This window comes from Syntrophotalea carbinolica DSM 2380 (assembly GCF_000012885.1).
Lineage (GTDB): Bacteria > Desulfobacterota > Desulfuromonadia > Desulfuromonadales > Syntrophotaleaceae > Syntrophotalea > Syntrophotalea carbinolica.
In genome coordinates this window covers 1,196,229-1,217,469 of record NC_007498.2, presented here as the reverse complement: position 1 = coordinate 1,217,469, position 21,241 = coordinate 1,196,229, and the positions used below count along the sequence as shown (strand labels likewise).

Below are 21,241 nucleotides of genomic sequence, written 5' to 3'. Positions count from 1 at the left end.
GTGGACTATGGCAAGACTTGTTTTACTTTTGCTGACTCTGCTTATGATGGCGGGGGGGTGTGTCGCCCCCCCGCTACAGGAGTTGCAATCGGCCCGCACCGCGCTGGACGAAGCCCTGGCGGCGGAAGCCGCCGTACTGGCACCCAACGAATATCAGGCAGCTCAAGATGCCCTGCGTGACGGCGAAGCTCTGGTCGACAAAAAGAAATACAAACTCGCCAGAGAGATCCTGCCTTTTGCCGAGGCCCACGCCCGCCGTGCGATTTTGCAGGCGCAACGGGAGCAGGCAGACAGGGAATTACAGAAAATCCGCTCGCAGGAACTTCTGCGAACCGCGCAGCTGCCCCACGAACCGGTTCGTCAGCCAACCCCGCAAACGCGTAAAGCAATTACCACCCGTCCCGTTTCGCCACCCAAGCCAAAACCCCGTCCGATCCTGACGGTTTATCGCGTCGGAGCCGGTGAAACCCTGTGGACGATTGCCTCGCAGCGGGAAATCTACGGCGATCCTCTGCTCTGGCCATTACTCTACCAGGCCAACCGCGACCAGATACGCGATCCCAGGCAGGTTTATCCAGGACAGTCTTTGAGCATTCCACGCAAACTGACCGAAGAGGAAAAGGCCACGGCCCGTGAAAAAGCTCTCAGGTCAGAGATTTTCCCCGTTGGTTCGGAATCCCCCGCAAAGGATACCTCCGGACATAAGCCTGCCGCACCCAATAACGCACCTTCGAATTAACCGGCGCCGCATCATCACGCAACAGGGGCTGGCCGCCGGCTGAAGAACCCCCTTGACAGGGTTTGCCCCTTCTGTAGACTGAGGAAACCGTATACACTGACAACCGTCCCCGAGGGACGTCATTCCCATTAAAAGGAATTTGCCATGACTTACCAACATCTCAAAGTTCCTCAAGGCGAAAAAATCACCCTCAAAAACGGGCGGCTACACGTTCCCGACCACCCCATTGTTCCCTTTATCGAAGGTGACGGCACCGGTCCCGATATATGGCAGGCCGCCGTGCGGGTTTTTGATGCGGCTGTGGAAAAAGCCTACAAGGGCAAACGCCGCATCAGCTGGATGGAGGTCTACGCCGGGGAAAAAGCCTTCAACATGCAGCTCGGGTGGCTTCCGGACGAAACCCTGCAAGCTTTCAACGATTTCCTGGTCGGCATCAAAGGTCCGCTGACCACCCCTGTAGGGGGCGGCATACGCTCCTTGAACGTGGCTTTGCGTCAGGAACTCGATCTATTTGTCTGCCTGCGACCGGTTCGCTACTTTGAGGGGGTACCCTCGCCGGTCAAAAAACCCGAGGACGTCGACATTGTTATTTTCCGGGAAAACACCGAAGATATCTACGCCGGCATCGAGTGGCAGGCGGGCAGCGCCGAAGCGCAAAAAGTCATCCACTTCCTGCAGCAGCAGATGGGCATAGGCAAAATACCCTACTCCGAAGCGACCGGCATCGGCATCAAACCGATCTCCCGCCCGCGCACCGAACGGCTGATTCGGGCCGCGATCCAGTACGCCATCGATCACCATCGCCATTCCGTGACCCTGGTCCACAAGGGGAACATCATGAAATTCACCGAGGGGGCCTTCAAACAGTGGGGCTACGAGCTTGCCGCCCGGGAATTCCGTGAGCAGATCGTAACCGCCCGCGAGAGTTGGATTCTCGCCAACAAGGACGATCATCCCGAGCTGGGCGATGAGGAAATCGCCCGCATGATCGACCCCGGCTACGCCATGATGACCCCCGAACAGCAAGCGGAAATTCGTCAGGAAGTAGCCGCCACCCTTGCCACCCTGCTGCCGACCCATGGCAACGGACAGTGGCGGGAGAAGATCATGATAAAGGACGCCATTGCCGATATTGCCCTGCAACAGGTTTTAACCCGGGCCAGCGAATTCGATGTCATCGCCACCATGAATCTCAACGGCGACTACCTGTCCGATGCGCTGGCCGCACAGGTCGGCGGGATCGGCATCGCGCCAGGGGCCAATATCAACTACCAGACGGGGCATGCCATCTTCGAAGCCACCCACGGCACGGCCCCCAAATACGCCAACCTGGACAAGGTCAACCCCGGATCCGTCATTCTGTCCGGCGTTTTGATGCTGCAACACCTCGGCTGGCAAGAGGCCGCCGAGCTGATTGTTCGAGCCATGGAGAAAACCATCGGCCAAAAGCGCGTCACCTACGACTTTGAGCGCCTCATGGACGGCGCCACACTGCTGAAATGTTCGGAGTTCGGCAGTGCCCTTATTGATAATATGGTTTAAATTCGTTCAATGGTCCGGCGTGCAGACCTTCCTGGCACGCCGGCTTTTTCTGGAGGGAAAATAGTATGGTCAAACCTAAAATCGCCCTTATCGGAGGCGGCCAGATAGGCAACTCCATTGCCCATCTCGCGGCCATGCGGGAACTCGGCAATGTCATCATGTTCGATATCAAGGACGGACTTGCCCAGGGCAAATGTCTGGATATCGCGCAGGCAGCTCCCATATCCAATTTCGACGTGCAGCTCTGCGGCTCCAATGATATCAGCTGTATCGCCGGAGCCGATATCGTGGTCGTTACCGCCGGAATCCCGCGCAAACCGGGCATGACCCGTGAAGACCTGATAGAAATCAACGCCCGGATCATGGTTACGGTCGCCGAGGGCATCAAAACCCATGCCCCGGAATCGATTGTCATCGTACTGTCCAATCCTCTGGATGCCATGGTAACCCTGTGTCAGAAAATCACCGGATTTCCTACCCAACGGATCATGGGTATGGCCGGCGTCCTCGACTCGGCGCGCTTTGCTTCCTTCATCGCCTGGGAACTCGGCGTTTCTGTGCGCGACGTCAACGCCATGGTGCTGGGCGGACACGGTGACGCCATGGTGCCTATTGTACGTTTTGCCAATGTCAACGGCATTCCCGCCCTGGAACTGCTGAAAAACAAATACGGCGACGAAGACAAAGCCCGCCAGGTCATGGCCGGCCTGGTCGAGCGCACGCAGGATGCCGGTGGCGAGGTGGTGCATCTGTTGCAAACCGGCAGTGCCTTCATCTCCCCCGCGACAAGTGCCATCGCCATGGTCGAAGCCGTCATCCATGACCAGAAGCGACTGTTGCCGGTGTGCGCTATGCTCGATGGCCAATTCGGGATCAGCGGTTACTATGTCGGTGTGCCTTGTATCCTGGGCGTCGGCGGCGTTGAAAGGATCGTCGAATTTGAATTGACGGAAGATGAACAGGCCCTGCTCGATCACTCGGTAGGCGAAGTCAAAAAACTTGTCGACAGCCTGCCTCTGTAGAACCGACGTTCGTTCTGTTTGGTTGGATGGATGTAAAAAAAATGCCGGATCGGGGTAACGGAAAATCCCCGGTCCGGCATTTCGTTTCAGGCCCCTGCTATTCCCATCGATCGCGCCCGCCTCATTTCCTCCTCGGTAAGAAACATGGCCAGCAATTCACCGACCGTATGTCGCGTCTCCAGAGGGTGGCGCAAAGGCAGGTCGAGATGGATGCGATAGCTGTTACAACGCCCCACACGGTACCTTTCGATAACCCCACAATCGACCAGATCCTTTATAATTTTTTGCGTGGCCCGTTCGGTGATACCGACCTGCAATGCCACTTCTCTCAACACCATATCGGGGTTTCTGGCCAGACATAAAAGTACATGGGCGTGATTGTTCAAAAAAGTCCATTGTTTGTGCCCTCCGGGAAAATCGTCCCGGTAGGCATCCGTATCTGAAGGTTTCAAAACGCTCCTCCACTCTCAAAGCATCCGTGGTATCACAATGTTTGCAAAAGCGGTCGACCGGCCCGGTTACCGTTTGGTGGTGAATCATACCACATACGTACCCCGTTATGCTGCCGGGAAAATACCGGTGGTGACCTCAGCCTGCCGTTGCCCCGGCGGTAAAGCGCCGACCGGCCGCTTTCCGGCCTTCCCGGCAAATCGTCGATAAATCGCGGCCTGCCCTCCGACTGCCCCAGGACCAGGCCGACCGATTCAAACGATGTATCTTTATTGACCAGGGATGCAAAATTTTCTTGACTTGCCAACTCGATTTTGGGTAATTTCCTTCAACATACGAATTTTTTTACGCGAGAATTTAATTACAACTTTATCGACCCAATTGTCAAGGAACTAACCGGCAAAATTTTCCCCGCCGGTCAAGTCTCTCTGCAATGAACCATCCGCCGGCCTGTACAGAACATCGGTTTACCGATGCAGGACGACAATCAACAATCAAGGAGATCGGAACGCATGACGCGACAAAAAGTTTCCATCGACGGCAATACCGCCGCGGCACATGTGGCACACGCTACCAATGAGGTTATCGCCATTTACCCCATTACGCCCTCTTCCAACATGGGGGAAATATCGGATATCAAAAGTGCCCAGGGCGAAAAAAATATCTGGGGGACGGTACCCCTGGTTACGGAAATGCAATCGGAGGCCGGAGCGGCCGGGGCCGTCCACGGCGCCCTGCAGGCCGGCGCCCTGACCACGACCTTCACGGCCAGCCAGGGTTTGCTATTGATGATCCCCAACATGTTTAAAATCGCCGGCGAACTGACCCCGACGGTATTCCATGTCTCGGCACGGGCCATCGCCGCCCAGGCCCTGTCGATCTTTGGCGATCATTCCGACGTCATGGCCTGCCGTTCCACCGGATTCGCCATGCTCTCCTCCAACAACCCCCAGGAGGTTATGGACTTCGCTCTCATTGCGCAGGCCGCCACCCTGCGTTCACGTGTTCCCTTCCTGCACTTTTTCGATGGATTCCGCACCTCCCACGAAATCCAGAAAATCGAAGAGCTCACCTTCGACGACATGCATGCCATGCTCGACGAGGACCTGATCGCCGACCACCGGGCCCGGGCCCTGTCGCCGGACCATCCGGTGCTTCGCGGGACCTCGCAAAATCCGGATGTCTATTTCCAGGGACGGGAAACCGTCAATCGCTTCTACCGGGCCACTCCCGGCATCGTCCAGGAAGAAATGGATAAACTCGCCGGGCTTACCGGGCGCCAGTACCGCCTGGTCGATTACGTCGGTGCTCCGGATGCCGAAAAGGTCATCGTCCTGATGGGCTCCGGCGCCGATACGGTGCACGAAACCGTCGAAGCCATGAACGCCGCCGGCGAAAAGGTCGGCATGCTCAAGATCCGCCTCTACCGCCCCTTCCCCGCGGAGGCCTTCCTTGCAGCCCTGCCCGCCTCGGTGCGCAAAATCGCGGTACTGGACCGCACCAAAGAGCCCGGCTCCCTCGGCGAACCGCTGTACCTCGACGTGCGCGGCGCCATCGCCGAAGCAGCCGCCACGGCATCCGTACCGACCGTCGTCGGCGGACGTTACGGTCTCGGATCCAAGGAATTCACCCCCGCCATGGTCAAGGCGGTTTACGACAACCTGGATCTTGCCGAACCGAAAAACCATTTCGTCGTCGGCATCGAGGACGATGTCTGCGGCACCAGTCTCCCCGTCGATGCCTCCTACAGCAACGACGCTTCGGGGATTTACTCGGCCATGTTCTACGGTCTCGCCTCCGACGGCACCGTCGGCGCCAACAAGAACTCCATCAAGATCATCGGCGACCTGACGGACAACCATGTGCAGGCCTACTTCGTCTACGACTCCAAAAAAGCCGGCACGATCACGACTTCGCATCTGCGCTTCGGCAAGACCCCGCTGCGTTCGCCGTACCTGGTCAGCAACGCCGACTTCGTCGCCTGCCACAACTTCACCTTCCTGGAGAAGTGCGACATGCTCTCCAAGGCCAAGCCCGGCGCGATGTTCCTGCTGAACTCCCTGTTCGACAAGGATACGGTCTGGGAGCAGATCCCCCGCGAGGTGCAGCAACAGATTATCGACAAAAACCTGCGGCTGTTCGTCATCAACGCCGTGGACATCGCAGAAAAGATCGGTCTGGGCGGGCGTATCAACGTCATCATGCAGACCGCGTTCTTCAAGATTACCGGCATCCTGCCCATGGATACGGCCCTGGACGCCATCAAGGATGCGATCCGCAAAACCTACGGCAAAGCCGGGGAAAAAGTGGTGGATATGAACTGCCGTGCCGCCGATGCCGCCCTGAACGACATCGCCGAGGTGACCATCCCGGCAACGGCCGACAGCGCTCTTTGCAAACCGCCGCTGGTGACTCCCGGGGCCCCGGCCTTCGTGCAGGATGTGGTCGCCACCATCATCGCCGGCCAGGGCGACAGTCTGCCGGTATCGAGCATGCCGGCGGACGGCACCTTCCCCACCGCCACCTCCCGTTACGAAAAGCGCAACATCGCCCTGGAAATTCCGGTGTGGGACGAGCACCTTTGCGTCCAATGCGGTCTGTGCTCCTTCGTCTGCCCCCATGCAACCCTGCGCATGAAAATCTATGATGCCTCCTACCTGGAGCAGGCACCGCAGACCTTCCGCACTGTCGATGCTCGCGGCGCGGAATTCGAGGGGAATAAATTCACCCTGCAGGTGGCTCCCGAGGATTGCGTCGGTTGCGGTATCTGCGTCGAAGTGTGCCCGGTCAAAGACCGCCAGGATGCTTCCCGCAAAGCCCTGAACATGCAATTCAAGGTGCCCCTGCGTGAGCAGGAAGCTGTCAACTGGGATTTCTTCATGGCCCTGCCCGAAACCGATCCGGCCAAGGTCAAGCGCGACACCCTGAAGGGCAGCCAGTTGCTGAAACCGTTGTTCGAATTCTCCGGCGCCTGCTCGGGCTGCGGCGAAACACCTTATCTCAAACTTATGTCCCAGTTGTTCGGCGACCGTGCGCTGATCGCCAATGCCACCGGCTGCACCTCCATTTACGGCGGCAATCTGCCGACCACTCCCTGGGCCACCCGCGATGACGGACGGGGCCCGGCCTGGTCCAACTCCCTGTTCGAGGACACGGCGGAATTCGGTTTCGGTATGCGCCTGGCGGTGGATAAATTCAGCGAAGCCGCCGGCGAACTGCTGGCCCAGATTATCGATTGCAACTGTGCCGGCTGCCCGGCCGACAAGGACCTTTTGCTGGCCATCCGAGATGCCGACCAATCCACCCAGGTCGCTATCGAGGAGCAACGTGCCCGGGTCGCGCAACTCAAACAGGTGCTGGCCAACTGCGACGATCCGGCCTCCAAGCGTCTCGCCACCCTTGCCGATTACCTGGTGAAAAAATCGGTATGGTGTGTCGGCGGCGACGGCTGGGCCTACGACATCGGCTACGGCGGCCTGGATCATGTTATCGCCACGGACAAGAACGTCAACCTGCTGGTACTCGACACGGAAGTCTACTCCAACACCGGCGGTCAGGCTTCCAAGTCGACTCCCCTTGGCGCCGTGGCCCAGTTTGCCGCAGGCGGCAAAAACATGCCCAAAAAAGACCTCGGCATGATGGCCATGTCTTACGGCACCGCCTACGTGGCCAGCGTCTCCCTGTCCAATCCGGCCCAGGCCATCAAGGCCTTCATGGAGGCGGAAGCGTTTGACGGACCGTCCATCATCATTGCCTATGCCCACTGCATCGCCCATGGCATCGATATGACTAAAGGGATCGACACCCAGAAAAAAGCGGTATCCTGCGGCCACTGGCCCCTGTACCGCTACAACCCGGAGCGGGCCGCTAAGGACCTGAACCCGCTGCAACTCGACAGCAAGGCACCGACCCTCTCCTTCGGGGAGTTTGCCGACACCCAGAACCGCTTCCGGGCGCTGAAAAAGGTCAATCCCGATGCGGCCGGCGAGCTTATCGAGCGGGCCGACGCCTGGGCCCGTCGCCGTTTCGCCCTTTATCAAAAACTGGCGGATTAATCCGCAAAAATCGAAAACCTTCGATCGGGCCATGCCGCTCCTTCCGGGGCGGCATGGCTTTCACGCGCACGGCTATCTGGCGTTTGTGGTTATGCACCTAGCTCCAATACCGATTCGATCCGGATTTTATAAATCCGATAGCCTTCCGACTGGGTTAAAGTTAAACCTGAGCCAAATAACCAGCCAGATTCCTGACACAAACATACAGGAGTATCCATGAACCCCAAGGTGTTGATCGTCATGGGCAGCGATTCCGACTGCCCGGTAATGGAAGAAACCGCCAAAATCCTCGAACAATTCGCTATCCCCTACGAAATGCGCATCGCCTCGGCTCATCGCACGCCGCAAAAAACCGCCGCTCTGGTCGAAGGCGCCGCCGACCGAGGCATTCAGGTCATTATCGCTGCGGCCGGTCTCGCCGCCCACCTGCCGGGCGTGGTTGCAGCGGGCACCATTCTGCCGGTCATCGGCGTACCCATGGGTGGTGGCCCTCTCAACGGCGTGGACGCTCTGTACGCCATCGTCCAGATGCCCGGAGGCATCCCCGTGGCCACCACCGCCATCGGCAAAGCCGGCGCCAAAAACGCCGCCCTGCTCGCGGCTCAGATCCTTGCCCTCGGCGATGCGGAATTGTCCGGCAAACTTCTGGCCTACCGGCAGCAGATGGCCACCGAGGTTGAAGCGAAGGACCGCAAACTCCAGGAACGCCGCTAGCCACCCCTGCATGGCGGATTGCACCCGTCTGTGGGAGACTCGCGACACCTCTCCGTTTATGAAACAAGCCGGACAAGTCCCTGAGGCCCGCGGCTCTGCAATATCCATGGAGGAGTTTTGCGGCAAGCTCTCAGATCACGGAAGGAAAAATAATGCCCATCAGTAAAAAGTATGCTCCGTATGTCTATATCATCGCCGGCATGGCGATTTTTGTATGCATGGGGACCATCTATTCATGGAGCGTTTTCAGGAAACCCCTGGAGGACCTTTTCGGTATCGGTGCCACCCAGAGCGGCTGGCCCTACATGCTGTTTCTCTGTTTCTATGCCTTGGCCATGCCCTTTGCCGGCGGTCTTATCGAAAGACTGGGACCGGGGCGAACCACATTGATCGGAGGGGCCATCCTTTCCGCGGCATGGTTCGTCTCGGGATCGGCGACGGGGATCACAACCCTGTCGCTCACCTACGGGGTGTTCGGAGGGATCGGGGTCGGCCTGATCTACGGGGCTCCCCTGGCGGTGGCGGCCCGGTGGTTTCCACGCAAAAAAGGCCTGGCCGTTGGCCTGACCTTGGCCGGATTCGGGCTATCGCCGTTTCTTACGGCCCCCGTCGCCGTGCGTCTCATCGAAAGCTATGGCGTTTTGCCAACCTTTCGCATCTTCGGCGTGGTCTTCTTTTTATGTATCACCGTGCTGGCTTTTTTCCTGCGGTTTCCGGACAAACCGCCCGTCGGGCAATCCGCGGAGTCCCAGGCCGCTGCCATGGCGGACACGGATACCATGGACATGCTTAAAACCCGATCCTTTTACGGACTCTGGATCTGCTACGCCATCGGCACCTTCGCCGGTCTTATGGCCATCTCGGTCACCAGTCCCGTAGCTCAGGAAATCATCCGCCTGAAACCGGAAACAGCCGCCTTTGCGGTATCGGCCTTTGCCGTATTCAATGCCCTGGGTCGCCCCCTGTTCGGATCCCTGACCGACAGATTCGGCACCCGTGCCGCCATAGGCATGTCGTACATCCTCATCACCGCGGCTTCGATATGTCTGCTGGTGGCCGGGTCCGGGGACGCGGGCATTTACTTCGTGGCTTTTTCCCTGCTCTGGCTGGCCCTCGGCGGCTGGTTGGCCATCGCCCCCGTGTCGACGGTCAATCTGTTCGGCGCCCTGCACTATTGCAAAAACTACGGATTCGTATTCACCGCTTACGGAGCCGGTGCTCTCGCTGGCGGATTGACGTCCGGCCTGATCAAAGATCATTTCGGCAGTTATCAATACGCCTTTTACGTAACGGCTGCCATGGCCTTGGCCGGAATCGCCATCAACCTGATCGCCATTCCCCGCAACATCCGGCGGACTGAGCCCTGACATATCGCCCCTCTCCCCGAGCCGGGGAGAGGGGACGGCCGGTCGCCATGTTAACGGTGGCGAGGATCTCCCTCCCGACCGGTCCCCGCAATTTTACTTCCGGCAACCCTATCCCCCCGATGACCGTTCAATGAAAAAAAAATTACAATCGGCCGGCGTAAACATGTTAGGATGCTTGATGGTTTTGTTCACAATCGGCGAGATGCCATAAAAACCGGCCCCACCGGTTAAAGGTTAACAAGGAGAATCCGGGAATGAGTACCCCTCGATTGGAAATCACCGAACAGTACTGCAAAGGTTGCAGTATCTGTGTGGAATTTTGTCCCACCAATGTATTGGAAATGGATGGCTTTCTGGTAAAGGTCGTCAGACCAGACGCCTGTATCGGTTGTATGCAGTGCGAATTACGCTGCCCCGATTTTGCTATCAAAGTCCACAAGGATTGAATCCTTTTTCTCAGGAGGTCTATCAAAGTGGCTAAAAAAATTGCCTTATTGCAGGGAAACGAAGCCTGCGCTTACGGTGCCCTGTACGCCGGTTGCAGCTTCTTTGGCGGTTACCCCATCACCCCCTCGACCGAGGTGGCCGAGATCATGGCCAAGGAACTGCCCAAAACCGACGGAAAATTCATACAGATGGAAGACGAAATCGGGGCCATGGCTTCGGTGCTTGGTGCGTCCTTGACAGGCGCCAAGGCCCTGACGGCCAGTTCCGGACCCGGCATCTCTCTCAAGCAGGAACTCATCGGCTACGCCTGCATCGCCGAAATTCCCTGCGTCATCGTCAACGTCATGCGCGGCGGCCCCTCCACAGGCATGCCGACCGGCCCCAGCCAGTCGGACATCATGCAGGCCCGTTGGGGTACCCACGGCGACCATGCGGCCATTGCCGTTGCACCGGCGTCCTGCCAGGAGATCTTTACCGAAACGGTGCGCGCTTTCAATCTGGCCGAAACCTACCGCATGCCGGTGCAAATCCTTCTGGACGAAATCAACGGCCATATGCGCGAGCGTATCGAGCTGCCCGAACCAGGCGACCTCGAGGTTGTCAGCCGCCAGGAGCCGCCGGTATCGCCCGACCAGTACCTGCCCTTCGATCCGAGCTTTGGCGACGTGCCGCCGCTGGCCGCGTTTGGCTCGGGGTACCGGTACCACGTAACAGGACTCAACAAAGCGGCCGACGGTTTTCCCACCACCAAAGCCAAGCTGGTCGATGCCGAAGAGCGTCGCCAGCTCCGCAAGGTGGAAGCCAACCGCAACGACATCGAAAAGAACGAAGAATATCTGATCGATGATGCGGAAATCGTTATCGTCGCCATCGGCACCATCAGCCGCTCCGCGCGTCACGCCGTCAACGAACTGCGCGAGCAGGGAGTCAAGGCCGGCCTGTTCCGCCCCATCACCCTGTGGCCTTTCCCGGAGCGCCGCATCGCCGAATTGGCCGACCAGACAAAAACCATCATCGTTCCGGAAATGAATCTGGGCCAGATGATCCTTGAAGTGGAGCGCGTGACCAAAGGCTCCTGCGCCCTGCACGGCATCGGCCGGGTCGATGGAGAACCGATCAGCCCCTCCCAGATCATCGATAAAGTCAAGGAGGTCTGCTAGCCATGGCATTTGATTACGAAAAATATCTGCGCCCCGGAAAACTGCCCCATATCTGGTGTCCTGGCTGCGGCCACGGCATTATCCTCAAGGGGCTGTTGCGGGCTATCGATACCTGCGAACTGGACAAGGACAATACCGCTATCGTATCCGGCATCGGTTGTGCCAGTCGGCTGCCCGGTTATGTCGATTTCAATACGCTGCATACCGCTCATGGCCGTGCCGCGGCTTTCGCCACCGGCATCAAAATGGCCAAGCCGGAAATGAACGTGCTTGTGGTCGGCGGCGACGGCGACGGTGTCGCCATCGGCGGCAACCATTTCATCCATGCCTGCCGTCGCAATATCGATATGACCTACGTCATCTGCAACAACTTCATCTACGGCATGACGGGCGGGCAGTTCTCGCCCTGTACCCCCACCGGAGACCGGGCCTCGACCACGCCTTACGGCAATCCGGACCCGGTGTTCGACATCAGCAAGCTCGCCATCGGTGCCGGCGCCACCTTCGTTGCGCGAACCACCTCTTTCCATGCAACGCAGATCGACAAACTGATCGCCGAAGGCATCCGTCACAAAGGGATGGCGGTTATCGAAGTCCTTGACGATTGCCCCACCACCTACGGTCGCCGTAACAAGTTCCGGTCCGTCGTCGACATGATGAAACGCTTCAAGGAACTGGCCGTTCCGGTCGCCAAGGCAGCCACCATGGCCAAAGAAGACCTGGAAGGCAAAATCGTCACCGGCATCCTGCACCGCGAGGAGCGCCCGGAATATTGCGAACAATACGCCGAGGTCGTGAAGCGCGCTCAGAACCTCTAATCGGTGCCGAGAAAGGAGAAATCATGTCCAATCGTTATGAAATACGCTTTTCCGGTGCCGGGGGACAGGGGCTTATCACGGCTGGGATTATCCTGGCGGAAGCCGCATCCATCGTAGAAGATCAGTATGCGGTTCAGTCCCAGAGCTACGGCCCCGAAGCGCGGGGAGGCGCCTCCAAATCGGAAGTTATCATTTCCGATGCACCCATCGATTACCCCAAAGCCACCCTGGTCGACGCCTGTCTGGCCCTCACCCAGGAAGCTGCCGACAAGTATGCGGACACCATCAAGCCGGGCGGGCTGTTGCTGCTGGATACCGACTTCGTCAAAAAGCCGCCTGCAGGCGACTTCAAGATTTACCGGTTCCCCATCATCAATACCGCCAAAAACGATATCGGACGCGCCATCGTTGCAAATGTGGTCGCCCTCGGCGCCATGGTCGCACTGACCGGCATCGTCAAACGTGAATCCGGCGAAAAAGCCGTATTGCGACGGGTTCCCGAGGCCTTTGTGGAACTCAACAAAAAAGCCTTCAACACAGGCTTCGAACAGGTTAAAGCCCTGCTCGACTGAAGCAAAAAAAACGGGGACCTTCGGGTCCCCGTTTTTCGTACCGACGATTCTATTTGTTCTTCCTAACGGATCTGTTTTTCCTCCCGAATCAACGTTTCCGCCAACTCCACATCTTCCCGGCAGCCACAGAAAAAAGGACTGCGCTCATCGAACTGTTGCGGAACCAAATCGAGAATGCGCTGGTGACCGTTGGAAGCGGCGCCACCGGCCTGTTCCATCAAAAACGCCATGGGATTGAGTTCGAACAGCAGACGCAATTTACCCTGGGGAGCGTTTTGCAAATGGGGGTAGAAAAAGATCCCCTTGCCCTTCATGAGCATCTGATTGATATCCGGTACCAGTCCGCCGCTGTATCGCAACTTAACGCCGTTGGTTTCCAATTGCCGGACAAACTTGTCGGTTCCGTCCGTATACAGACTGCGCAACCCGCCAGGCGCATAAATAGAGGCTTTCGACTCCATGCGAATATTGCGCCGCAACAACGTATATTCCATCAACTGATTCATGCCGAATTCATGCACGCCGTTGCCGGTCGTATAGACCAGGGTGGTTCGGGGACCGTAAAGGATGTAAAGCGCCGCGGCCTGCTTATTGCCCGGCTGCATAAGATCGCTGCCCTTATAAATGGAGACAATCGTCCCCACTGCCAGATTGACATCGACCAGCGACGAGCCATCCAGGGGATCGTAAGAGACCGAATAATTGCCCGTGCGATGCGGAGCGACAAAAACGATATCGTTGGTTTCTTCCGACACGATATTGCTGACCACCCCCGACTTGGCCAGCCGTTTACGCAGAATGCGATCCGAGAGCACATCGAGCGCCAGTTGTTCCTCGCCGTAGAGATTCGACGTACCGGCCACGCCGAGATCGCCGGTGCGAATGGAATTGACGATATATTTGGAGGCCTCCGCGATTTCGCAGATCAGGTGAATAAGGCCCTCGTCTTCACCATCTTCCCGCAGATACCGCCGCAGATCGATTTGAAATTTGGTTTTACCCGCTTGTCCTACACTTGCTTCCATTGTACTTCCCCCTCAATTAATATCCGCAAAACTGCCGTCCTGCCCTGTTCGTTGACACAGGCTAGCATAACAAGCTTGACGCCGTTTGCGGAGATGCTAATATTTTTAGCACATTATCAATGATTGCCAAACTCTGGAGGTTGACATGAACGAACAGAACGATTCCGGCGAAAAGAAAAAAACCACAACCGAAAAAATCTGGGATTCAACCCGAAAAACTCTCCATATTGCCAGCTTCCAGGCCAGCAAATACAAACGTATTGTGCAAAAAAAGGTTGACCTGGCTACGATTCACAGAAAAATCACCTCGGCTCACAGCGATCTCGGCAAGGAAATCGACGAATTGCGCGAAAACGGCGTCGTTGCCGTCATGGAAAGCGAAGCCGTCACCAAACTTCTGGCCAAACTGGATGACTTAAAAAACCGGGCTGCGCAGCTGGAAGCCGATATCGAAGCCATCAAACAGGAAGACGCGCCAGAAGAGGAAGAAAAGCCCGACGAAGGGTAACTTTCACTATCAGCATGTCATGCCTTACGATTCTCTGACACAGCAACCACGTCAAAGGCCGTAGCTTTCAGCACATAAAAAACGGGGAGTTCCCAAGGGGCTCCCCGTTTTGATATCGGAGCATACATTCAACGCGTATGTTTCAAGTGACGCGGCACACTGTGCAGGCGTGCATTTTTATGCTCGCGATCCCAACGACGCATGGAATCGAGCTCCTGCTCTTCGACGCCGTAAAGATCCGCCGCATGGCGGTCCATGATTTCCAGATCTTCGTCCAAGCGCATGGTGCGCCGCAAAATTTCGGTATCCACCTGCTTTTTTACACCCTGTTGCCTGTTTTCCCGTTTGGTCATAAATCCTCCATATGGACGGTTCGTTCTCGTTATTGCATACCGCACTAACGAAGCCTAAAGATCACCGGTACTTCGAGGATTTATCCAGTATAGCACAAGCGCTGACCAGTTGGGGAATTGTCATACAGAAAGTCGGTGCCCGGCCTGCTCTTCGCACCACAGCAATGTTGCCGCAACCACGGCAAAGGGTATGCACAACAACTGCAAAAACGGGATGGCCAGCAAAGCCAGCACGCCGGTGGAAAAACCGAGCAAAAGCGTTTTACGCTTCATAAGGTAGTGCCACTGACGGGAGAAATTCATCGGTTTGCGCTCGTGCACGAAACTGAGGTATTCCCAGGCCAAAAAAAACAGCGTCAAACCCAGGGTGCAAACGGCATAGAGAAACGTTCCGACCACAGGCAGCAGATTCAACAACAGCAGCAGCGCCATGACGAGAATGAACAGGAGCATTTTTTTGGCTTCGACAACAAGACTGCGACCGGTATCGCGCAAAACACCTTTCAGGGTAAAGGGCATATCCGGAAGGTTGCCGGTGAGCAAAATTTCCACCCGCTCGGACAGCAGGCCGTTAAACGGGGCGGCAATCAGGTTGCCGATCACGGTAAACGTGAAAAAAACCAGGATCGCAGCCACCAGCCCGGCCAACACCCACAACACGCCGTAAAGCAGCACAAAATACCAGGCATCGCCTTGAGGCAGGCCGTCGACAATGCGACCGAAAAATTTCATGCCGAGGAAAACCGCCAGCGAAAAGGTCAAGACGTTAATTATAAAAGGGATGACCAGATACTTCAATAATCCCATATGATGCCGCAAAAAATGCACGGCCCGAGGAACATAAGCCAAGCCACGATAAAACTCCCCCAATACGCCCTTTCGGCGGCCTTCAGCCATCACCATTGTCTCCTTCCGAATACAAAACCTGCCCCATGACGTCCCGGCAGTCCATTACAATAAAAAACGTCGCCCTCCATTGTACTGAAGGGCGACGCTTTTGTCGATATTACAGCTTTTAAAGATGCCGATTAAAACGCGAAGGTCAGGGTTACACCACCCAGGGTTTCGGTATCGATAGCATCTTTGGCCCCTGAACAAATAGGAGTCGAGAACACGAAAGACGGGCTGATCGTAAACTGATCGGACAGGGCATAATCGAAGCTGATGCTCGCTTCGACATTATGGAAACCGCTGTAGTCGCCAATCGAATAGTCGCTATGCAGGTTATAGGAAACCAGGGCACCCATGTTCAAGGTCAGGCTGTCCATAAGTTCGAGGGAATGGCTGACATCGAAAGTGAAGAACAGGCCGTCTTCTTCGGCAGCATCCCAATCGTAGTACATGCTTACAGTCGGGGCCAGCAGAGTATTGACCGTCGCATTGACAAACAACTCGTTGGTGTCCTCAATGCCTTCGAGCTGGTACCAGATATCACCAACGGTTACGGAAAGCATGTCACCGAAATCATGGGCGTAGCTCACAACGATATCGGTCTCGGTAATTTCCCCAGCGGGCAATCCATCATCGCCTTTGAGCTGCAAGTTGCTCCAATAGCCCAGAGTAAAGCCGTGGGTCGACAGGTCGGCACCGGCTTGAGCAACCGGCATACCGCCGCTGAGGTCGAATCCGCGCCACAGGTACTTATCAAACACACCGACATAGGCATCGCCTTCAACTTCGATTACTGCGGCGCCAGCCTGGGCAACCAGGCCGAAAGCGACAACAGCGGCGACCAACAACGAAACACTCCATCTTTTCATCATGAATTTCCTCCTTGAAAAGTCCCTCCCGGACAGCAACCATTGCCATCCGGGAAAGGGCATTGTTCATTATTATTTAGGACCGTTCACATTTTCCTGACCGGGGGCGAATACCGTACCGAGACGGACAGTCTGGAAATCGGGGTAAGCCGAAGCACCGTGCTCGGTGTAATCGAGACCGGCCATTTCTTCTTCCTTGGATACGCGCATGCCGATAACCACATCGATCAGTTTGAACATGATCAGGCCGACACCGAAGGCGAAAACGAAACAGGCACCGATACCGGTCAACTGCACGCCTACGGTCTTCAGGGAGAAGCCGGCGCTATCGAACAGCCCGGCAGCGAGGGTACCCCAGGCGCCGCAAACACCATGAACGGAAACGGCACCAACCGGATCGTCAACCTTGATCTTGTCGAAGAACAGAACCGAGAAGAGGACCAGTACGCCGGCAATGCCGCCGATAATCACAGCCGACAGCGGGCTAACGTTGGCGCAACCGGCGGTAATGCCGACCAGGCCGGCCAAGGCACCGTTCAAGGTCATACCGATATCGCTTTTGCCGTACTTCAGCCAGGTGGCGAGCATGGCGGTAATGGCACCGGCAGCAGCGGCCAGGGTGGTGGTTACGGCAATCAAAGCTATGGAAGTGTCACCGACGGTGGTGGATCCGGGGTTAAAACCGTACCAGCCGAACCACAGGATGAATACGCCCAGAGCGGCCAACGGGATATTGTGACCGGGGATGGGCTTGACGTTGCCCGCTTTATCAAACTTGCCGATACGGGGACCGACGACGATGGCGCCGGCCAAGGCAAGCCAGCCACCCATGGAGTGAACCACGGTCGAGCCGGCGAAATCGATGAAGCCGAGACCTTCGAGCCAGCCGCTGCCGTTGTAGAGGCTGCCCCAGGCCCAGCTGCCGAAAATGGGATAAACAAAGGCCGAAACCAGCACCGAGTAAACCAGATAGGCGCTGAACTTGGTACGTTCGGCTACGGCACCGGAAATGATGGTGGCTGCGGTAGCGGCAAACACGGTCTGAAACATCCAGAAAGCGTAGTTCCAGGCTTCGGCATCACCGGTAGCACCGCTAAAAAAGAAATCGGTGGTACCGAAGAAACCGTTGGTGGTTCCGAACATCAGGCCGAAACCGACCGCCCAGAAACCGATGGCACCGGCAGAGAAGTCCATCATGTTCTTCATCAGGATATTGCAGGCGTTTTTAGCACGGGTGAAGCCGACTTCCACCATGGCAAAACCGGCCTGCATGATGAAAACCATGAACGCGGCAATCAACGTCCAGACAAAGTTAAGGTTGTTCTGCACCGCATCGGCGGTGAGGGGTGCGTCTTCGGCCCAACCCAGAGCCGGTAAAGCCAGCAGCAGGCCGGCGCCCAAAATACTTGCCCACTTTTTCATGTCTATCTTCCTCCTTGTTGTGTTGCAAATAGCGGCTTAAAGGGCTTCCGGACCGGTTTCGCCGGTACGAATGCGAACCGTCTGCTCGATATCGTAGACAAAAATCTTACCGTCACCGATGGTCCCGGTTTGAGCGGCGTTCCGGACGATGTTAACAACCTCGTTAACACGTTCGGCGGCAATGACCAGCTCCACCTTGATTTTGGGAATAAAGTCAATCTGATACTCAGCCCCACGATACAGTTCGGTATGACCTTTTTGCCGTCCGAAGCCTCGCACCTCGCTGACCGTCATGCCGCTGATTCCCATATCTGCCAGGGCCTCTTTGACATCTTCCAGTTTGAAAGGCTTGATGATGCATTCGATCTTTTTCATCGGTTTGTCTCCTTTGACGCCTCTGGTGAAGAGGTTCGGGGTGGCGGGCTTCCGGAAAGACCCGCCACCGTTTTTTATTACAGGTCGGCCATGCCATACCTGTCATGAAAACAATGCATCCCCCCAAGGGATTTTTGCGCGCATGCCTTTACCTATCGCATAGGTCGTACCAACTTTTATAAACATGTAATTTCAAGTACTTACACGAGACCGCCTAAAAAAGCGGCTTAAATTTTGAGCAAACTGGTGATTAAAATTTGTTTCTGATTATTTTTTGGCCAAATTCTCGATCCGCAACCATCCTCACAGCCCGTCAAGAAGAAACAACCCGCGCCGGCACGTCCCGATCGTGCACAAAAACCAAAAAAAACGGCAAAGGGTCGAAACCCCATGCCGTTTTCCAGCGTCTATCTGTCCGGCTAGCGCCGGTTGGGTCTTATGATTGCGAGTTTTTTTCTTCGGGACGAGCAAATTTCTGCAGCCCTTTGACCATGTCCTCCAGTCGGGCATTGACGCGATAATTCACCGTTCCCTCGGGCCATGTCCCATCTTCAAGTTGCTGGCCGGCCGGTATGCCGGTAAGTATTTCCAGCCCCTCGTCAATATGCCGCACCGCCCATACATGAAATTGCCCGGCTTCTACAGCGTCGACAACCTCCTGCTTGAGCATCAGATTCTGCCTGTTCTGGTCCGGAATCAGCACCCCCTGCTGACCGGTAAAGCCCTTGGCTTTGCAAACGGCATAAAAACCTTCGATCTTTTCATTGACGCCGCCTATCGGCTGCAACTGACCGCGCTGATTGACAGATCCGGTGACAGCGATCCCCTGACGCAAAGGCAGACCGGCTAAAGAAGACAGCAAACCGAACAATTCCGCAGCCGATGCGCTGTCCCCTTCGACGCCTGAGTAGGATTGCTCGAAGCAGATCGACGCGGCCAGGGTGAGAGGTTTATCCTGAGCATATCGATCGCCGATAAAACCGGACAAGATAAGCACGCCCTTATCGTAAACAGGCCCGGAAAGTTTGGCCTCGCGTTCGATATTAATCACGCCTCCCTTGCCCATAAAGGTACGCACGGTAATACGCGAAGGTTTGCCGAAAGAATAATCGCCCATCAGATACACCGCCAGGCCGTTGATCTGACCGACCACCTCTCCGGCGGTATCGACCAGGATGCGCCCGTCTTCAATAAACTCCTGCACCAGTTGCTCGAGCTTGTTGGAGCGATACTCCTTGGACTCCACGGCCAATTCCACATGACTGCGTTCCACCTTTTCCGCCCGGTTACGCACCGCGTAAAACGAAGCCTCCCGGATCAGATCGGACAGATCCATGAAACGGCAGGACAGGCGATTTTTATCTTCGGCCAGGCGGGCGGCATATTCGACCACGCTGGCCACGCCTTCAGGGGAAAAATGCAGCATACCTTCCTTGCGGCATTGAGTTGCGATAAACAAAGCATAATGCTGCACATTCTCCCATGTATTTTTCATGATGCTGTTAAAATCGGATTTGACTTTGAAATATTTGCGAAAATCCGGATCCAACTGGTAAAGCAGGTAATAAAACATGGGCAAACCGATCATCACCAGTTTACATTTCAAGGGAATCGGCTCCGGTTTCAAGGACACCGTGGCGATCAGGCGATACTGCTCCGCCATATCCTCGATCTTGATTTCGCCGTGGCGCAGGCAGCGCTTGATGGCTTCATAGGAGAACAGATTGATAAGGACCTCACGACAATCGACAATCAGGTAACCGCCGTTGGCACGATGCAGAGCCCCCGATTTGATCATGGTGAAATTGGTCGTGGCATTGCCCATCTGGATGATGTGTTCGATACGGCCAAAAAGGTTGAAATAGGTAGGATTGGGTTCATAGACGACCGGCGCCCCTTCGAGGGCACCGTTATCGACCAACAGGTTCACCCGATACTGATCGAAGGAAGGTTCCTGGCGACCCGTACGCATACCGCCGAGAGCCACCTGCGGGCCCTGGCTGGGGCGAAATTCGTCGGCCCTGTTGAGAAGGTCCGCGCGGCAGTTACCTAAATGTTCCAGCACCCTGGCGTGATCTTTGTACTTCTCTTCCAGGTCCTCGAACAAATGCTGCAAGGCCGTATTCAGAAAATTCTTTTCCATTTCATGCAGAGAAATACGCAGCCGTTTCTCCAACTCCACAATCTGTCGCAGGGTATCGTTAAGCATTTCCTGCAAACGGCCGCCCTTCTCTTCAAGTTCCTGCTGTTCCTTTTCATCCAATTCGCCATATTCCTGCTGCGACAACGGCTGCCCGTCACGGGTCGGAACCAGCACCAAACCGCCCACAGTGCGCTGCAAAAGAAAACCTTCGGCATTGACTTTCGCCTCCAGTTCCTGAACCAGTTTCTTGTTTTTTTCCTGGGACTCCTGAGTAATGCTGTTTTTTGCCTGCTCGTATTCCTTGCTTTCGAAAAGCCTTGGGATAGCTTCGGCGAGATGGCTGATAAGGGTCTCCATATCCCCCTGGAAGGTTTTTCCGAGTCCCGCGGCCAAACGAACGCAATTGGGCCGGTCCGCATTTTTGAAATCATGCACATAGCACCAATCGTCAGGGACAGGCTCATCTTTGCAGCGACGCTCCAACACCCTCTTGATAGTTGAGGAACGTCCGGTGCCGGACTCTCCCAGCACGAAGATATTGAAACCGTTGGAATCGATGCTCAGCCCGAATTCGATCGCCGTCAAGGCGCGTTCCTGGCCGATGGTTTCTTCCAGAAAACGAAGCTCATCGGTACTGGAAAATTCGAATTGCGCCGCATCGCACTTCCAAAAAAGTTCCTGAGGTGAAAGCTTGAATTGCTCCATAAATGGCAGCCTCCCTGTTCGCAACAGGCATCGAGATCATCAGGTTTCACTGACTCTCCGCCAT

19 protein-coding genes are annotated in these 21,241 nt (G+C 56.2%); 11 read left to right on the top strand and 8 right to left on the bottom strand.

Annotated features, from left to right (window positions below):
• The first annotated feature begins 7 nt into the window (after nt 1-7).
• The 3 genes from PCAR_RS17720 (at nt 8) to mdh (ending at nt 3,303) form a co-directional block, all read left to right on the top strand.
• Nucleotides 8-739, top strand: coding sequence for a LysM peptidoglycan-binding domain-containing protein (locus tag PCAR_RS17720; protein ID WP_011340757.1), 732 nt, complete (start codon nt 8-10; stop codon nt 737-739).
• Nucleotides 740-883: 144 nt separating this feature from the next.
• Nucleotides 884-2,281 carry an NADP-dependent isocitrate dehydrogenase gene (icd, locus tag PCAR_RS06015; protein WP_011340756.1) on the top strand — a complete coding sequence of 466 codons (1,398 nt, stop codon included), beginning with the start codon at nt 884-886 and terminating at the stop codon, nt 2,279-2,281.
• A gap of 65 nt (nt 2,282-2,346) precedes the next feature.
• Entirely contained in the window at nt 2,347-3,303 is a 957-nt protein-coding gene (mdh, locus tag PCAR_RS06010; protein ID WP_011340755.1) for a malate dehydrogenase, read from the top strand.
• A gap of 86 nt (nt 3,304-3,389) precedes the next feature.
• Here mdh and PCAR_RS06005 read toward each other — a convergent pair whose 3' ends face one another.
• Nucleotides 3,390-3,755: a helix-turn-helix transcriptional regulator gene (locus tag PCAR_RS06005; protein WP_011340754.1), complete on the bottom strand. Its 366-nt coding sequence runs from the start codon at nt 3,753-3,755 to the stop codon at nt 3,390-3,392.
• Between the two features lie 510 nt (nt 3,756-4,265).
• Between PCAR_RS06005 and nifJ the strand changes: the two genes are divergently transcribed.
• The 7 genes from nifJ to PCAR_RS05965 all read left to right on the top strand — a co-directional run bounded on the left by nifJ (nt 4,266) and on the right by PCAR_RS05965 (nt 12,886).
• The gene (nifJ, locus tag PCAR_RS05995) at nt 4,266-7,808 is read left to right on the top strand and encodes a pyruvate:ferredoxin (flavodoxin) oxidoreductase (RefSeq protein ID WP_011340753.1); all 3,543 of its coding nucleotides are present in this window, start codon (nt 4,266-4,268) and stop codon (nt 7,806-7,808) included.
• A gap of 216 nt (nt 7,809-8,024) precedes the next feature.
• Nucleotides 8,025-8,522, top strand: a complete 498-nt coding sequence (gene purE, locus PCAR_RS05990) for a 5-(carboxyamino)imidazole ribonucleotide mutase (protein ID WP_011340752.1) — start codon at nt 8,025-8,027, stop codon at nt 8,520-8,522.
• 152 nt (nt 8,523-8,674) lie between these two features.
• On the top strand, nt 8,675-9,889 hold the full coding sequence (locus PCAR_RS05985) for an L-lactate MFS transporter (protein ID WP_011340751.1): 1,215 nt from the start codon (nt 8,675-8,677) through the stop codon (nt 9,887-9,889).
• Between the two features lie 254 nt (nt 9,890-10,143).
• Entirely contained in the window at nt 10,144-10,335 is a 192-nt protein-coding gene (locus tag PCAR_RS05980) for a 4Fe-4S binding protein (protein WP_011340750.1), read from the top strand.
• A gap of 27 nt (nt 10,336-10,362) precedes the next feature.
• Complete coding sequence (locus PCAR_RS05975; protein ID WP_011340749.1) at nt 10,363-11,496, top strand: 2-oxoacid:acceptor oxidoreductase subunit alpha; 1,134 nt, start codon at nt 10,363-10,365, stop codon at nt 11,494-11,496.
• A gap of 2 nt (nt 11,497-11,498) precedes the next feature.
• On the top strand, nt 11,499-12,314 hold the full coding sequence (locus PCAR_RS05970) for a 2-oxoacid:ferredoxin oxidoreductase subunit beta (protein WP_011340748.1): 816 nt from the start codon (nt 11,499-11,501) through the stop codon (nt 12,312-12,314).
• A 23-nt stretch (nt 12,315-12,337) separates the two neighbouring features.
• Nucleotides 12,338-12,886 carry a 2-oxoacid:acceptor oxidoreductase family protein gene (locus PCAR_RS05965; protein WP_011340747.1) on the top strand — a complete coding sequence of 183 codons (549 nt, stop codon included), beginning with the start codon at nt 12,338-12,340 and terminating at the stop codon, nt 12,884-12,886.
• 62 nt (nt 12,887-12,948) lie between these two features.
• Here PCAR_RS05965 and PCAR_RS05960 read toward each other — a convergent pair whose 3' ends face one another.
• Nucleotides 12,949-13,911 carry a class 1 fructose-bisphosphatase gene (locus tag PCAR_RS05960; RefSeq protein ID WP_011340746.1) on the bottom strand — a complete coding sequence of 321 codons (963 nt, stop codon included), beginning with the start codon at nt 13,909-13,911 and terminating at the stop codon, nt 12,949-12,951.
• 145 nt (nt 13,912-14,056) lie between these two features.
• Between PCAR_RS05960 and PCAR_RS05955 the strand changes: the two genes are divergently transcribed.
• Nucleotides 14,057-14,419, top strand: coding sequence for a hypothetical protein (locus tag PCAR_RS05955; RefSeq protein ID WP_011340745.1), 363 nt, complete (start codon nt 14,057-14,059; stop codon nt 14,417-14,419).
• A gap of 128 nt (nt 14,420-14,547) precedes the next feature.
• Here PCAR_RS05955 and PCAR_RS05950 read toward each other — a convergent pair whose 3' ends face one another.
• The 6 genes from PCAR_RS05950 to PCAR_RS05925 form a co-directional block, all read right to left on the bottom strand.
• Nucleotides 14,548-14,772 (bottom strand): hypothetical protein, encoded by a 225-nt coding sequence (locus PCAR_RS05950; RefSeq protein WP_011340744.1) that lies wholly within the window; start codon nt 14,770-14,772, stop codon nt 14,548-14,550.
• A 120-nt stretch (nt 14,773-14,892) separates the two neighbouring features.
• Nucleotides 14,893-15,669, bottom strand: a complete 777-nt coding sequence (locus PCAR_RS05945; RefSeq protein WP_011340743.1) for an EI24 domain-containing protein — start codon at nt 15,667-15,669, stop codon at nt 14,893-14,895.
• Between the two features lie 131 nt (nt 15,670-15,800).
• Complete coding sequence (locus tag PCAR_RS05940) at nt 15,801-16,535, bottom strand: TorF family putative porin (protein WP_011340742.1); 735 nt, start codon at nt 16,533-16,535, stop codon at nt 15,801-15,803.
• 69 nt (nt 16,536-16,604) lie between these two features.
• Nucleotides 16,605-17,954 (bottom strand): ammonium transporter, encoded by a 1,350-nt coding sequence (locus tag PCAR_RS05935; RefSeq protein ID WP_011340741.1) that lies wholly within the window; start codon nt 17,952-17,954, stop codon nt 16,605-16,607.
• A 36-nt stretch (nt 17,955-17,990) separates the two neighbouring features.
• The gene (locus PCAR_RS05930) at nt 17,991-18,329 is read right to left on the bottom strand and encodes a P-II family nitrogen regulator (protein WP_011340740.1); all 339 of its coding nucleotides are present in this window, start codon (nt 18,327-18,329) and stop codon (nt 17,991-17,993) included.
• Nucleotides 18,330-18,765: 436 nt separating this feature from the next.
• Nucleotides 18,766-21,177: a Lon protease family protein gene (locus tag PCAR_RS05925; RefSeq protein ID WP_011340739.1), complete on the bottom strand. Its 2,412-nt coding sequence runs from the start codon at nt 21,175-21,177 to the stop codon at nt 18,766-18,768.
• Between the last annotated feature and the right edge of the window lie 64 nt (nt 21,178-21,241).

Bases quoted from the DNA above. Each gene is read 5' to 3' on its own strand.
- PCAR_RS17720 (WP_011340757.1), top strand. From the start codon at position 8: ATGGCAAGACTTGTTTTACTTTTGCTGACTCTGCTTATGATGGCGGGG.
- icd (WP_011340756.1), top strand. From the start codon at position 884: ATGACTTACCAACATCTCAAAGTTCCTCAAGGCGAAAAAATCACCCTC.
- mdh (WP_011340755.1), top strand. From the start codon at position 2,347: ATGGTCAAACCTAAAATCGCCCTTATCGGAGGCGGCCAGATAGGCAAC.
- nifJ (WP_011340753.1), top strand. From the start codon at position 4,266: ATGACGCGACAAAAAGTTTCCATCGACGGCAATACCGCCGCGGCACAT.
- purE (WP_011340752.1), top strand. From the start codon at position 8,025: ATGAACCCCAAGGTGTTGATCGTCATGGGCAGCGATTCCGACTGCCCG.
- PCAR_RS05985 (WP_011340751.1), top strand. From the start codon at position 8,675: ATGCCCATCAGTAAAAAGTATGCTCCGTATGTCTATATCATCGCCGGC.
- PCAR_RS05980 (WP_011340750.1), top strand. From the start codon at position 10,144: ATGAGTACCCCTCGATTGGAAATCACCGAACAGTACTGCAAAGGTTGC.
- PCAR_RS05970 (WP_011340748.1), top strand. From the start codon at position 11,499: ATGGCATTTGATTACGAAAAATATCTGCGCCCCGGAAAACTGCCCCAT.
- PCAR_RS05965 (WP_011340747.1), top strand. From the start codon at position 12,338: ATGTCCAATCGTTATGAAATACGCTTTTCCGGTGCCGGGGGACAGGGG.
- PCAR_RS05960 (WP_011340746.1), bottom strand. From the start codon at position 13,911: ATGGAAGCAAGTGTAGGACAAGCGGGTAAAACCAAATTTCAAATCGAT.
- PCAR_RS05955 (WP_011340745.1), top strand. From the start codon at position 14,057: ATGAACGAACAGAACGATTCCGGCGAAAAGAAAAAAACCACAACCGAA.
- PCAR_RS05950 (WP_011340744.1), bottom strand. From the start codon at position 14,772: ATGACCAAACGGGAAAACAGGCAACAGGGTGTAAAAAAGCAGGTGGAT.
- PCAR_RS05945 (WP_011340743.1), bottom strand. From the start codon at position 15,669: ATGGCTGAAGGCCGCCGAAAGGGCGTATTGGGGGAGTTTTATCGTGGC.
- PCAR_RS05940 (WP_011340742.1), bottom strand. From the start codon at position 16,535: ATGATGAAAAGATGGAGTGTTTCGTTGTTGGTCGCCGCTGTTGTCGCT.
- PCAR_RS05935 (WP_011340741.1), bottom strand. From the start codon at position 17,954: ATGAAAAAGTGGGCAAGTATTTTGGGCGCCGGCCTGCTGCTGGCTTTA.
- PCAR_RS05930 (WP_011340740.1), bottom strand. From the start codon at position 18,329: ATGAAAAAGATCGAATGCATCATCAAGCCTTTCAAACTGGAAGATGTC.
- PCAR_RS05925 (WP_011340739.1), bottom strand. From the start codon at position 21,177: ATGGAGCAATTCAAGCTTTCACCTCAGGAACTTTTTTGGAAGTGCGAT.